The organism is Sporomusa sp. 246TCP1 (assembly GCF_057319775.1).
This window is the reverse complement of record NZ_CM170492.1, coordinates 4,951,707-4,964,242: the sequence shown is the minus strand read 5'-3', so window position 1 is coordinate 4,964,242 and position 12,536 is coordinate 4,951,707. Positions and strand designations below refer to the sequence as shown.

General features: G+C 41.8%; 13 protein-coding genes and 1 tRNA gene. 12 read left to right on the top strand and 2 right to left on the bottom strand.

The features are described from left to right. Positions 1 to 12 precede the first annotated feature (12 nt). Positions 13 to 1,263: a WYL domain-containing protein gene (locus tag AC1ECB_RS23565; RefSeq protein WP_485666081.1), complete on the bottom strand. Its 1,251-nt coding sequence runs from the start codon at positions 1,261 to 1,263 to the stop codon at positions 13 to 15. 135 nt (positions 1,264 to 1,398) lie between these two features. Between AC1ECB_RS23565 and AC1ECB_RS23560 the strand changes: the two genes are divergently transcribed. The 3 genes from AC1ECB_RS23560 to AC1ECB_RS23550 all read left to right on the top strand — a co-directional run bounded on the left by AC1ECB_RS23560 (position 1,399) and on the right by AC1ECB_RS23550 (position 5,015). After that, entirely contained in the window at positions 1,399 to 2,580 is a 1,182-nt protein-coding gene (locus tag AC1ECB_RS23560; protein WP_485666080.1) for an RtcB family protein, read from the top strand. 531 nt (positions 2,581 to 3,111) lie between these two features. Further along, complete coding sequence (locus tag AC1ECB_RS23555) at positions 3,112 to 4,215, top strand: slipin family protein (RefSeq protein ID WP_485666079.1); 1,104 nt, start codon at positions 3,112 to 3,114, stop codon at positions 4,213 to 4,215. Positions 4,216 to 4,238: 23 nt separating this feature from the next. Next, a complete protein-coding gene (locus AC1ECB_RS23550; RefSeq protein ID WP_485666078.1) occupies positions 4,239 to 5,015 on the top strand; it encodes a nucleotidyltransferase domain-containing protein in 777 nt (258 codons plus the stop codon). Here the strand turns inward: AC1ECB_RS23550 and AC1ECB_RS23545 are convergent. Next, positions 4,914 to 5,462, bottom strand: a complete 549-nt coding sequence (locus AC1ECB_RS23545) for a DUF4277 domain-containing protein (RefSeq protein ID WP_485666077.1) — start codon at positions 5,460 to 5,462, stop codon at positions 4,914 to 4,916. The genes AC1ECB_RS23550 and AC1ECB_RS23545 overlap by 102 nt on opposite strands. A 440-nt stretch (positions 5,463 to 5,902) precedes the next feature. Between AC1ECB_RS23545 and AC1ECB_RS23540 the strand changes: the two genes are divergently transcribed. The 9 genes from AC1ECB_RS23540 to AC1ECB_RS23500 all read left to right on the top strand — a co-directional run bounded on the left by AC1ECB_RS23540 (position 5,903) and on the right by AC1ECB_RS23500 (position 12,484). After that, entirely contained in the window at positions 5,903 to 6,034 is a 132-nt protein-coding gene (locus tag AC1ECB_RS23540; RefSeq protein ID WP_485666076.1) for a hypothetical protein, read from the top strand. 349 nt (positions 6,035 to 6,383) lie between these two features. Further along, positions 6,384 to 6,458 (top strand) — tRNA-Gly (locus tag AC1ECB_RS23535). Between the two features lie 179 nt (positions 6,459 to 6,637). Beyond that, positions 6,638 to 7,204 carry a hypothetical protein gene (locus AC1ECB_RS23530; protein WP_485666075.1) on the top strand — a complete coding sequence of 189 codons (567 nt, stop codon included), beginning with the start codon at positions 6,638 to 6,640 and terminating at the stop codon, positions 7,202 to 7,204. A gap of 292 nt (positions 7,205 to 7,496) precedes the next feature. Continuing rightward, positions 7,497 to 10,196 (top strand): phage NrS-1 polymerase family protein, encoded by a 2,700-nt coding sequence (locus AC1ECB_RS23525; RefSeq protein WP_485666074.1) that lies wholly within the window; start codon positions 7,497 to 7,499, stop codon positions 10,194 to 10,196. Further along, a complete protein-coding gene (locus AC1ECB_RS23520) occupies positions 10,197 to 10,679 on the top strand; it encodes a hypothetical protein (RefSeq protein ID WP_485666073.1) in 483 nt (160 codons plus the stop codon). It abuts the gene before it with no gap. Positions 10,680 to 10,691: 12 nt separating this feature from the next. Continuing rightward, entirely contained in the window at positions 10,692 to 11,234 is a 543-nt protein-coding gene (locus tag AC1ECB_RS23515) for an ERCC4 domain-containing protein (protein ID WP_485666072.1), read from the top strand. Further along, entirely contained in the window at positions 11,231 to 11,407 is a 177-nt protein-coding gene (locus AC1ECB_RS23510) for a hypothetical protein (RefSeq protein ID WP_485666071.1), read from the top strand. Before AC1ECB_RS23515 ends, AC1ECB_RS23510 begins: the two co-directional genes overlap by 4 nt. A 636-nt stretch (positions 11,408 to 12,043) precedes the next feature. After that, positions 12,044 to 12,229 carry a hypothetical protein gene (locus AC1ECB_RS23505; RefSeq protein ID WP_485666070.1) on the top strand — a complete coding sequence of 62 codons (186 nt, stop codon included), beginning with the start codon at positions 12,044 to 12,046 and terminating at the stop codon, positions 12,227 to 12,229. Between the two features lie 9 nt (positions 12,230 to 12,238). Further along, on the top strand, positions 12,239 to 12,484 hold the full coding sequence (locus AC1ECB_RS23500) for a hypothetical protein (protein ID WP_485666069.1): 246 nt from the start codon (positions 12,239 to 12,241) through the stop codon (positions 12,482 to 12,484). Positions 12,485 to 12,536: the final 52 nt, after the last annotated feature.

The following is a 12,536-nucleotide window of genomic DNA, read 5'->3' as shown; positions in this document are numbered from 1 at the left end:
TTCCTTACGGATTTATTCCTCGTACATAGCCGCCATGTGCATAATATCATCGGTAAATTGTTTGATTACCTGCTGGTTGGAGCCTTTTATGGATATAATCCGTCCGATAAATGTTCGTAGCCACGGCACCATCTCTTGTGTGTCGGTTACTTCAATACGATAGACGAAAGTATTGTCGGCCACTTTTTCTATCGTACCGTGTTTACCTTCGCGTTTTAGCCGCGTGAGAACATAAGCTTCCGTGCTTTCGTTGATAGAAATAACCATCTCAAGTTGTTCAAGATGATTCTTTCTGCCGAAAAAAATACCCCAGGAAGAGGAAAACCTGGTTTCAAGTTCGGTCAAACGTTTATCAAAATCAGGGTTTTCCTCCAATATATGCACGTTTTTGATGTAGTCCAGGCGGAACGAAAAAAAGTTATGTTTGCGCTTATTATAGGCCAGCAGGTATCGGCGTCCATGTTTTACGTTGATAGCAACTCTAAGCGGAAGGATGGTTTGACGAAAGGGGTTTTTTGAACGGCTGCTGTAAGTTTCAAAGTGGACCATTTTCTTTTCTTGTATGGCGGTAAGTATATTAATAAATACTTCGTCATCCAAGGTGTGCGAGGTAAATAGATGTCGGAAGGAAAAGGGGCTATGATTCTGGCCGCTATCACGACGGATAAAGTAGCCTAGTACTCCGGCAGGCGTAATGTTTTCAAAATAGTGTACAGGGGTTATAAGGTTATTGAATATATTTGGGAAATCCTGAGTCAATGGGTCATGGCTGACGTAATAATGCAGGGTTTTGCCTTTTTTTTGTTTGCTGAATAAACCGGCATCCGCATATTCGTTAAGTTTATTGCGGATAGTCATTGGATCCGGATAAGGGGGATTATCAAAAGATGACAAGTATTGGTCATACAGAATATTGGAGACCTCTTGGGCAGTTAAGCCTGGCAGTTTCATAAGGATGGCGAAAAGGTAAAAATGAAGCAGGCAATCATTAGATGTAAAGGTCTTTGTTTCCCATACGGAAAACAGCGGATTTTGGGATAGATCGGCTGTGTTTGTATTGATAAATAGATTTTTTCCGCGGGCACTGGTTTCCCACTTCACGTATCTGGCAAGATAACTTTCGATTCTTCGACGTTCATTATCATAGCTCCGGCTACTCTTGCGGGTATAGTCGCCGCGGCATTTGTAGCCGTATACTAGAAAATCACGGGCATAATCTCTTATCTTATCAAAGTTTTTGATTAGTTCTGTAAATCCAGCCATTGTTATCACCATCATTTTGTAATGACTTTATCATATCAAAATAGGAATTATTGTCAATGATTCGAAAGGTCGCAAACTTTTTTTAATGATGGCAGATAGAAATGGATGGTAAAGTATACCCAAGGAGATGATCTTATGTATACGATTTACATCCAAGAAAAAAATCGACGCCCGATAAAAGTATGGCTAGGTGAAAATGACATATTAGAAGAGCAGTGTCTAGAGCAAGCTGTGAATTTATCCAATCTGCCGTTTATACATAAATGGGTTGCACTAATGCCGGATACTTATACTGGAAAAGGGATGCCGATTGGCGGTGTAATCGCAACAGAGGGCGTGATCATTCCGAATGCTGTAGGCGTGGATATCGGCTGTGGCATGGCCTATATGCAAACTAATATTGAAGCGGATTTGCTTAAAAATACTAGTACAGCAAATGGATCCTTAATTCAAGGAATCATTGGAGATATATTACGCAATATTCCAGTCGGCTTTAAACATCACCGACAGAAGCAAGCATCTGCGGTGATTGCTGAAGCCTTACATAATGTGGACCGGTATGCCTATGCCGAACGTCTGCTGCCTGAAATAGAAGACGGCTATTATCAAATTGGAACCCTAGGTGGCGGAAATCACTTTATTGAAATACAGGAAGACGATATGGGAATGGTAGGAATTATGCTGCATTCCGGCAGCAGGCATTTGGGTCATCAAGTATGTGGATTTTTTAATGATATCGCAAAAGAACACAATAAACGATGGTTTGCTGAAGTGCCGGCGGAATACCAGATGGCATTCTTACCTGTAGACACAAAAGAAGGGCAAGCGTATATAGATTGGATGAAGCTGGCCCTTGCCTTTGCTAAAGAAAATCGAGACCGAATGGTAAAGGATGTAACCGCCATATTTGATAAATGGGTAACCAGGATCATTGGCTACCAGGTAGAGTATTCAAACTATATCAATTGTCATCACAACTATGCTGATATAGAACATCATTATGGAAAAAATGTTTGGGTACATAGAAAAGGGGCTATCCGAGCACGGGAAGGGGATATTGGAATTATTCCTGGTGCAATGGGGTCATATAGCTATCTTGTAGAGGGTAAAGGAAATCCGGAAAGCTTTCATTCATGTTCGCATGGTGCTGGTCGACTGATGTCGAGGACTAAAGCAAAAGGCTCCTTTTCGGCAGAAACGGTTATGAACGATTTGAAAAATTGCGGGGTTGTTCTGGGTAAGAACAACAAAAGTGATGTAGCGGAAGAATCAAGATATGCCTATAAGGACATTGATGCCGTTATCAAACGAGCTTGACCTAATTACGCTTACCAAAAAGTTACGTACCATTGGCGTGGTCAAGGGCTAACATCGGAAGTATGTTTTAAGATATACTTTGCCGTTTGTCTTTTATGCTAAGGCTTCAAACGCCTTGCGGTGCCAAGAGTTATACTCTGTGGTATACCGGGAAAACGGCTCCAAGAACTGAATTTCGGAGGTTCGACTCCTCCACCGTAAGCATTTACGGTTTGCTAAGCGGTTAAAGCATTCAGCTAATGGCAATCCCTTTGGGATGGGGTTCGACTCCCCTCGAAACTAATGCCTTCTTTCAAAGGAATCTCCGGCTGGCTGTGCCAAAGTGCAGCCAACAGCAGACCTGGGCTTCGCGATGTTGAGGATATCGCTGAGACTTGCTATTCCCAAGGCCAAAAGCAAGGGAAAATTTCGTTGTTTTTTTGCCTCCGGTATAGCAAAGTCAACTGCTTAATTAACATCCCGTCATGAAAGTCTGCGGAGATTCCTTGGATAGGGGCACAATTGCGAAATTATAAGACGGAGGAATACGTCATGAGAATAACAATAAAGGATCATGAAAGAGGGTTATTATTTAAAGATGGAAATTACAAAGAGGTCTTAAAACCGGGTAAGCATTTTATATTGCCTTTTTCCGAAACTAAAATCGAAATTCTGGATATAACCAAGCCCTTTTATGTAGAAGGTTATGATATCGATATATTTTTGAAGGATGAAAACTTGTGCAAAGAACTTGATGTAATAAATATTGGAGATCAGGAATTGGTCTTTCATTTTATTGATGAAAAATTTCAGGAAGTTATTGGCACCGGGAAGTATGCCTTTTGGAATATTTTAAAGAAACATACGTTTAATATTGTGGATGTCAGTAATCCGGAGATTGCCGTGCACATTGACCGCAATCTGCTGGCTAGGCCTCAGCTTAGGGCTTATTCGGCCATCTATGATATTGAACCATATATGAAGGGTGTTCTCTATTTCGATAATAAAATGCAGCGCCTGTTAGAGCCGGGTAGACATTATTTCTGGCTTGGCTCAAACAAAGTTGATATCGTCAAGGTGGATATGCGCAAGCGTGAAATCGAAATCAATGGTCAGGAAATGATGACTGAGGATAAAGTGCCGCTCAGGTTTAACTTTGTCTGCCAATATAGGATTACCGATGCCGTTAAGGTGGTTATGGATGTTAAGGACTATGAACAACAGATATACGTCCTGTTGCAACTTGTGTTGCGTGAATATGTTGGAACTCTTAAGCTGGACGATCTTTTGAAGATGAAACAGGAAATTGCGGCATATGTCCTAAAGGTTCTGAAGGAAAAGGAGCAGGATTATGGTGCGGAGTTTTTGTTTGCCGGCGTTAAGGACATCATCCTGCCAGGTGAAATTAAGGATATTTTAAATACTGTGCTTATTGCTGAAAAGAAAGCGTTAGCGAATGTCATCACGCGTCGTGAGGAAACAGCTTCCACACGAAGCCTGTTAAACACCGCAAAACTTATGGATGAAAATCAGACCCTCTTTCGCTTAAAGGAATTGGAGTTTTTAGAAAAGATTTGCGAGAAGATTGGCAGTATCTCACTAAATGGCGGTGGGCTGTTGGAGCAATTAAATTCGCTGCTTGCTGTCAAAAGGTAAGCACGCGCAGGTTGGAGTAGACTATGAGAGAAACAATTCTAATCAAATTAAACAATATTGAGGAAAAAGAGCAGGTTAAAATACTGTTTGCAGCTGAGTCGGGAAGCAGAGCATGGGGATTTCCATCAAAAGATAGCGATTATGATGTACGGTTTGTTTATATAAAACGACCTGAATGGTATCTGTCAATTGATAAGAAAAGGGATGTTATTGAATATCCCATTAACGATTTATTGGATGTCAATGGCTGGGACGTACGGAAAGCTTTAGGGCTGCTTAGAAAATATAATCCGGCGCTTATGGAATGGTTAGATTCACCTATAGTCTACCGGGAAGAGTATCAAATTAGGGAGCGGATGAAGGAAATTCGGACTGCTTATTTTGCAAAGAAAACTTCAATGCACCATTATCTAAGTATGGCGGCATCAAACTATCGAAGTTATCTGAAGGGGGAAACTGTGAAGGCCAAAAAATATTTTTATGTCCTTCGCCCTCTTTTGGCCTGTATGTGGCTGCAGCAGCAAAATTGCCACCCGCCCATTTCCTTCAATACGCTTATGGAGTCGCAACTAAAAGGTCAACCCCAGCTGAAAGAACAGGTAGAGAGACTCCTTGTACGCAAGATAGCTGGCGAGGAGATGTCAGTGGAGCCGCGCATGGATGATTTAAACGGCTATATTGAAGAGCGGCTAATATACTTAGAAGATTACGCCAAAAGGCTTCCGGCAGATAATTTCTGTGATATGGAACAGCTCAATGCATTCTTTATGAGCTTGCTTCGCGAAGTATGGGCGTATTAGCGAGGTGGAAAAGGTGTTTAAAAATTTATTTGAGGTATCGCTATGGCGGCGGGATAGATCCAAGTCATATTTGGCATAGGCTGAAAGAGCGAACCCCGAAAACAGTTTGTCGGGTACTGCCTCGTAAATCTTATCGAGACAAGCAGCAATGGCATCATCATTTAAATGACTCGAGTTGACTCCTGTGTCAAATAAAAATTTGGTATCGGCATTATCAAATCGACTGGCAATGTGGTAAAGTGGTGAGCGTGTTTCATAAAACGTACTTAAGACTACTGCTTTTGCCAAGACACCTGGTGAAATACTACACCAATCGGGATTCCAAGAAACAACCGAATTGATAAAATCAGTACAATTGAGCCTGTTGAGATGTTCATTTGCTACTAATACAGAAACTGGAGTTTGCAAAAACGGGAAGAACTGATTCTTGATACTGGTAGGTGACATATATGTCTATAATTTGCAATCCGTTTGTTGCCTTGATATCTACTCTAGTAGCACTATATTGTTTAGTTGATGGTTATTTTGGGTAAAAACGGTTGGATGAGTGTTTTAGGATTAATTTTGATGATACCTTTATTTCTCTGGATAAATAAACTCAAGAAAAAGCAACAGGAGTTTGAAACTGCTTATATTGCAAAGATTAATCAAACAGTTGATAATATACCTAATTTTACTTTGAATCAGTTTTACGACCCAATGATTTAAATTCTCCAATAGTACCACTTGATGAAGGCATAAAAAAGATAGGTTTTTTATATAGGTTAAACGAGAAAGCTGAATTTCTAGAAAGATTAGCTCCAATTATTATTTCTTATATAGATATTGTGTCAGTCGAATTGCTTCAAAGTGGAGTAAATGAAATAACAACATCTCGAAGCAGTCAAATGGGAGGCTCAATTGTCGGAGGAGTATTATTAGGTGGTGCAGGAGCCATAATAGGTGGACTCTCAGTTAAACAAGAATCAAAAACAGAAATAAAACAAATAGAACTAAAAGTTGTTGTTAATAATTTATAAAAACCACTACATTTGATTCAGTTTTTCCTCGATAGAGATAGAACTTTAGATTTGGCCATTTCTAAAGCAAGGCATGGGCATAATGTAATTAGTGTTTTGATTAAGCAAACTGAGGGTTAAAAAGATACTACTAACGATTTGCAGGTGTAGAAATACGCCTGTTTTTTCTTTGTTCACTTCTACAGATACCCAATGATACTTCAATTGGCATCAACAGCACTTGCACATGATGCTCAGAAATGATATAATATGCAGGCAAAGGAGGAGTACCGACTCCCTGAATGTTGTACTCTAGAATTTGCGTAAGAAAATGCCGAAGAACCCTTATGACATCTAGCTTTTATATTGTGCGGGCGTAGCTCAGTGGTAGAGTACCGGCTTCCCAAGCCGTGGGTCGCGAGTTCGAATCTCGTTGCCCGCTCCAGTAAAATTAGGCCTTCCAGGCATTTGCTTGGAAGGCTTTTTCGTTTTGGGTAGTAATCTGGGTAGTAAAACGCAATTTTATTGGGTGGATTAGGTAGAAATATATTGACTAAAGGAAAAAATAGAGCTAATATTTAACTAGACAGAATATGTCTAGTTTATAACGAAAGGAGATAATACATGACGCCTGATGAAGTACTTGAGGAACTAAAGCGCATGAATGTTGATATAACTAGGCGTACTCTGCTGCGATACGAGACTGCGAAGCTAATTCCGGCCCCTACGAGGGGCGGCCAGGGACGGGGGAAAGGGCGAACAACGGATTACCCGCAAGACACTCCAAGAGAAGCTTATGCTGCATACGCTCTTTTACATGGTGATCCAAGCTACAAGCCAGAAGTAATTGCTAAGGCAAGAGCCTCGGTCATGAGTGATGTTGATAATGGCGAACCCAAATTAATCTATAAAGAGCCTGCATGTATCCATTGGCTTATATATCAGATGCTATACAGTAAGAAAATTAATCCAAATAAACATGATATCTGGATTGACTACCGAAGCGTTGGTCGTAGGTTAGACGAAGAATTTGAGAAAGAACCACCAGATATTCCACCGGATATAAACCTCGATAACTATAAACGAGGGATTATCAATGTTAATTTTCTAATGAATGGCATAGCAGCTAAAATATGGAATATCCAAGAAAAGAAATGGACTACTCATATAATCTTTAAGAATACCGATTAGTCGGTATTTTTTAAAACAATTAACTAGACACGTATTGTCTGGTACATTAATTTAGGGGGGATAATTGATTGTGTCAAACACAAAGAAGCTTTATGAATTACCAGAAATCCTAGAAATTATACCTATGAGTCGAGCGGGGCTTTACAAGGCCTGTGCGGAGGGGAAGATACCAACAGTTAAGGTTGGTAGGCGTGTATTCGTGCCTTCGTGGTATGTAGATAAAATCTTGGAAGAACCACAATCAAAAGCTAACTAGGGTACAAACATGTATTGATTTGGGGTGGGTGAGGACGTGGCCGAACCGGCAAAGAAATTTAAGCTAGATATAAACGCTATTCCAGAAGAGTTACAAGTATTAAAGCAGTGGGTAGCCTGGCGGGCCATATGGAATGAGGAGAGACAAAAGTGGGACAAGCAGCCGGTAAATCCGTATAACGGGAGGCTGGCAGCAACAAATGATCCTGGGAGCTGGGGGAAAATTCATGCAGCAATCAAACACTATGAAAAAAATGGTTTAGCGGGAATAGGGTTTGTATTTACCAAAGATGATCCATATATAGGAATTGATATTGATAAGTGTGTGGATGAATCACGGGAATTATCTTCTGTGGCAAAAGAAATAGTTAATGAGGTTCAATCGTATACCGAGTATAGCCCTAGCGGGCGGGGCGTTCACATTATTGTTAAGGGTACTATGCCGGAGCAAGGAAACCGTAATGATAAAGTTGGTCTTGAGATGTATAGCTTTGGACGCTATTTTACCTTTACAGGTACGCACATTGAAGGAACGCTGGCAACAGTGGAGGAGCGGACTGAGGCTATAAAACGAGTTCATTCCAAATACATAGCCAAAGACAATGGCCCTTTAATCAATCGAACGCCTAGAGAAGAAATAACTTTATCAGATCGAGACCTAATAGAAAGGGCAATAAAAGCTAAAGGTGGAGAGAAATTTGCTTTCTTGTGGCAAGGTGATACTTCAGACTATGGAGGGGACCATTCCCGGGCGGATCAGGCTCTATGTTGTATGCTGGCCTTCTGGACTGGAGGAGATTATGGTCGCATAGATAGCCTATTTAGGCAATCCGGTTTATATCGAGAGAAATGGGATAAGCGGCATTATGGTAATGGTGATACATACGGCCAAAGAACGCTTCAACAGGCTTTAACAAGAACTCGAGAATATTATGAGCCTGGCCAGAAAAATGAGCATAGGGCGGCGCAGGTATATCGTGAGGATAGGGCTGGAGTTGCGGTTGTAGACGGAGTCTTTAAGCCCGTTACAGAGCTGGCGCCAGAATCAGAACCAGAAGCATGGGAAGAACCTATACCGTTCAGTGAGTATGAGCTACCAGGATTTCCCCTTGAGGTGTTTCCACAGTGGTTACAAGACCATGTAAAGGCAGTTGCACGCTCTACCCTGTCACCGATTGACTTGGCTGCTAATACGGCATTAGGTGTCATCTCTGTAGCAATAGCAAGAAAGATTGATATTAGGGTACATGATAGCTGGCGGGAGCCACTAAATATATGGCTTATGCCACTACTTCCACCGTCTGAGATGAAATCTCCGGTAGTAAAGCAATATGCGAAAGTAGTATATGATTTTGAATCAGAACTTCACGAGAAGATCGGGGCAGAGGTAGAGCAGTCCATTCAGACCTATGATTATATGAAGAAAAAGCTTGAAGCTTTAAAAATGGCAGCGGCCAAAGCTGCAGCAGGAGTGGGGCAAAAAAATCAAAAAACCAAGTCGGAATTGGAGTATAGACACGAGATTGAAGAGTTAGCTGAAGATATTCGGACATTCCAAGTAAAAGCTTATCCTAAACTGCTAGTGGGAGATGTTACAGCCGAAAGGTTAGCCGGTATTATAGCCGAGCAAGGGGAGCGTATAGGAATCCTTTCACCAGAAGGCGGATTGATATTTAAACTCTTTTCCCGATACAGTAAAAATGGAGACGTCAATCTGGAAGTTTACCTGAGTAGCTACACGGGCGAACCCTACACTGTGGATAGGGCCGGGGGGAAATGCCTGAGATTAAGAAGGCCGGCGCTCACAATGTTAGCAGTAGCGCAGCCGGCAGTATTGCAAGGATTAGCTGGTAAGAAAGAATATGCCGAGTATCGAGGAAAAGGGCTACTAGGGCGCTTTCTCTACAGCATACCTAAACCAGCCGTAGGAAGCCGAATCTTTTCAGATAGTTTTTATGCTATACCGGAGTCCATACAAAGTGAATATGAGCGAAGAATCAATGCACTGCTTCAAATAGACACGGGGGGAGTTATAGCGCTCATACAGCTAGAATTAGAGGCACAGCATGAATTCATATCCTTCCGTAAACGGTTAGAGCCTAAGCTGGCTGCTAACGGTGAAATGGCGGTAGCTCCTGATTGGGGTGGTAAATTACATGGTCAATGCATTCGGTTAGCCGGGATACTTCACATGATCTATCATGCAGGGCAAGGAGACTCTTGGAAAACTCCAATAACATTACTGACAATGAAAAAGGCTATAAAACTCTGTGAGGATTACTATTTCCACCATGCTTTGGCTGCATTCTCTCTTATGGGTGAATCAATAAAGACAAGCCCAGCAAAGATTGTTTTAGAGTACATACTATCTTGCGGTGAATCAACATTTACCCAGCGAGATATATACCGTAAATTCCGGGGGCGGGTCCAAACAGTTAAAGAGATGGAAGAAATACTTGCTGTCTTAGAAGAACGAGAATACATTCATAAGCTCCCAACAAAAAAAGGTACCGGTAGAAAATCAGTGGTTTATGAAATTACACCTATAAGGACAAAATGGACAATTTGCCAGAATGGCGATGAAGCTAGAAACGGCGCTGGTTCTGGGGTTTTGACAAATCAGGACAAAATAGAAGTTGATTTTGGACAAAACCAAAGCGGTAGTAATATTGTCAAAATGTCCAAAACGTCCAAAGAAAATGAGCATAATTTTTGCATTAGGGAGGGTGAGGTTTAGATGGAAGTCGTTAAGCAACTGAAAGAACTGGGCTATGTTTTTACTGTGATAGGAGGTAGGCTCAAATATCATTATGCAGGATCTGGTGAGCCGGACGACATACGAGCATCAGAGCTACTTATGAAACTTCGGGCCAATAAAGAAGAAGTACTCAATTATCTTGCTGCCATTCCTCCACCGGATCCACCAGAATGCGACAACGATACAGTCGAAATAATCAATAAGGTGTACCAAGGGACTTTTAGCGGCAGCGCTTTGGTGCCTGTATTGCCGGAATACCGGGACATATTCGGATACTCTGTTTGGATATGCGCTAATGAACAGGCTGCAGCCAAGAAGAGGAGTGATTCAACGATCAGTGATTTGGTTTTTACGGTAACAGAATTTAAAGCGATGGTTGAAACCGCCATGAAAGGGTTAGACGAGTTGCGTTCTGTAATTAATGTTAAACGAACCTTTGGCGGCGTTATTGGGGTTGCATAAGGGGGAGAGAAGGTGCAGTATCATTACACAGATTCAGAATTAAAGCAGCTTTTGCAGAGCCTGGTCATTTTGATTGATACTAGGGAGCAGGAGAATGGCCATATAATAAGCTACTTTGATAAGCAGAAGATTATATATACTAGCCGCAAACTTGATTTTGGCGATTACAGTCTTATGCTGCCGGCCAGTCCCGCCCTGGGTATAGTCAGAGACACTTACTTTGTTGGCGATATTGCCATTGAACGTAAAGGCGGCCTTGAAGAGCTCAGCGGTAATTTGACGCAGGACCGGGCGCGGTTTGAATCTGAGCTTATCCGGGCCAATAAAGCAAAGCTGCTGCTCTTGATTGAAGATGCTAGCTATGCAGATATTGTGGGCCATAAGTACCGCACGCAGTATGAGCCAAAGGCCTTCTTAGCTGCGCTAAAAACCTATGAGGCTAGGTATGGGTTAGGGATTAACTTTATACCTGCTGTATGTGCTGGCAATTTCATATACCATACATTTTACTACTACCTAAGAGAGTATTTGAAAACGGGCGGGATGGTTGCATGAATCTAATCATTATTCGGCGGCCGCGGCAGATTATCGCGCTGAGCGAGGATGAGATATTGGACATGCTTAAAGGCCGTACTGATCTGTGGGAAGTAGCCTTGAAACGGGGAAAGGGCATGCTACGGTTCGAGAAGGGCCAGGCGAGAAAAGGGAAGGTGGATAAGCCGCCATAAACTGGCCTTGCGTTAATGGTAACGCTCGTTTTTTCGGTAACGTTTATTGGTAACGCGGTCATCTAATTGGTAATGTTATTGGTAACGCCAAGAGTAACAACGGGATTGTTGTACTGCATTAATTTGGAGTACAACAATGGAGTACAACAAATACGGAGTACTACACTACTACAAATATGCAGTACTATAGGGGCGCGCTCCAGTAAAAACGTTCCATTCCAAAGGGGAGCGTTCCATATAATATAGGAGCGTTCCCGTAATAAATAAAGGAGCGCTGCGGGAATATTAGGAGCAACCAGGCTGCAGATACTAACGGGGTTTTCATATGAATGTGTAAAAAGCGATGCATCTAATTGTATTAGCGAATTTTAGAAACCGACACAAATAATATGATATTTTGAGTTATGAAAAGTTAAGGTTTTTTGAAGTTGAAAAGCCAGCTGCAGTAGGCCGCGGCGATGAATTTTGCGTGTATACTTTGTACCCCAAAATGCACCCTGGCTGGATGCAAATAAGATGCATAAAAAAGGGTGCACATGAGTGCGTTTCCCGCCGTAAAGTTGCGAATTATTAAGTATTAATTGTCCAGTAAAATATAAAAAGCCCGCCATGGGCTTAAAATGGGGAGAGATATTCATGAAAAATGTAAAGATGGAAGTAAACGGCGATATTTTGACGATCACAGTTGACCTGTCCAAACGCTATGGCAAGAGCAGCAGCGGCAAGAATGTGATTGTGGCCAGTAGCGAAGGTAATCAGTCGGTACCGGAGACAGATTACAAGATTGGTCTGAATGTTTACACGAAGGCCGGAGAGGAGTAATTGCTATGAATGATAATGTGTACTTATCCGGCCGGGGAGTTTGGAATTTTACTTTCTTATCAAATGACTTTGAAGCTAAAAAGGCAAAGTATTTTAAGAACCCTGTTCCTGCAAATTGCCTGCCGGAACGGGCTGACACCGGAGTGGTTTAAAGAAAGATTTGGTGTATTGCCGTTAGGTGGCGCCAACTTTGCGGGAGCAGTTATTCAATGGACCGACTCTAATCCGGATAACGCCTCTAGCCTGGCTGATTGACTCTATGAACAAGGATTTCTGAGTGATGCCGATGTTATTGGCGCATTTGGCG

What these genes read in the sequence shown, in the direction of transcription:
- AC1ECB_RS23565 (WP_485666081.1), bottom strand. Translation starts at nt 1,263, where the DNA reads ATGGCTGGATTTACAGAACTAATCAAAAACTTTGATAAGATAAGAGAT.
- AC1ECB_RS23560 (WP_485666080.1), top strand. Translation starts at nt 1,399, where the DNA reads ATGTATACGATTTACATCCAAGAAAAAAATCGACGCCCGATAAAAGTA.
- AC1ECB_RS23555 (WP_485666079.1), top strand. Translation starts at nt 3,112, where the DNA reads ATGAGAATAACAATAAAGGATCATGAAAGAGGGTTATTATTTAAAGAT.
- AC1ECB_RS23550 (WP_485666078.1), top strand. Translation starts at nt 4,239, where the DNA reads ATGAGAGAAACAATTCTAATCAAATTAAACAATATTGAGGAAAAAGAG.
- AC1ECB_RS23545 (WP_485666077.1), bottom strand. Translation starts at nt 5,462, where the DNA reads ATGTCACCTACCAGTATCAAGAATCAGTTCTTCCCGTTTTTGCAAACT.
- AC1ECB_RS23540 (WP_485666076.1), top strand. Translation starts at nt 5,903, where the DNA reads ATGGGAGGCTCAATTGTCGGAGGAGTATTATTAGGTGGTGCAGGAGCC.
- AC1ECB_RS23530 (WP_485666075.1), top strand. Translation starts at nt 6,638, where the DNA reads ATGACGCCTGATGAAGTACTTGAGGAACTAAAGCGCATGAATGTTGAT.
- AC1ECB_RS23520 (WP_485666073.1), top strand. Translation starts at nt 10,197, where the DNA reads ATGGAAGTCGTTAAGCAACTGAAAGAACTGGGCTATGTTTTTACTGTG.
- AC1ECB_RS23510 (WP_485666071.1), top strand. Translation starts at nt 11,231, where the DNA reads ATGAATCTAATCATTATTCGGCGGCCGCGGCAGATTATCGCGCTGAGC.
- AC1ECB_RS23505 (WP_485666070.1), top strand. Translation starts at nt 12,044, where the DNA reads ATGAAAAATGTAAAGATGGAAGTAAACGGCGATATTTTGACGATCACA.
- AC1ECB_RS23500 (WP_485666069.1), top strand. Translation starts at nt 12,239, where the DNA reads ATGATAATGTGTACTTATCCGGCCGGGGAGTTTGGAATTTTACTTTCT.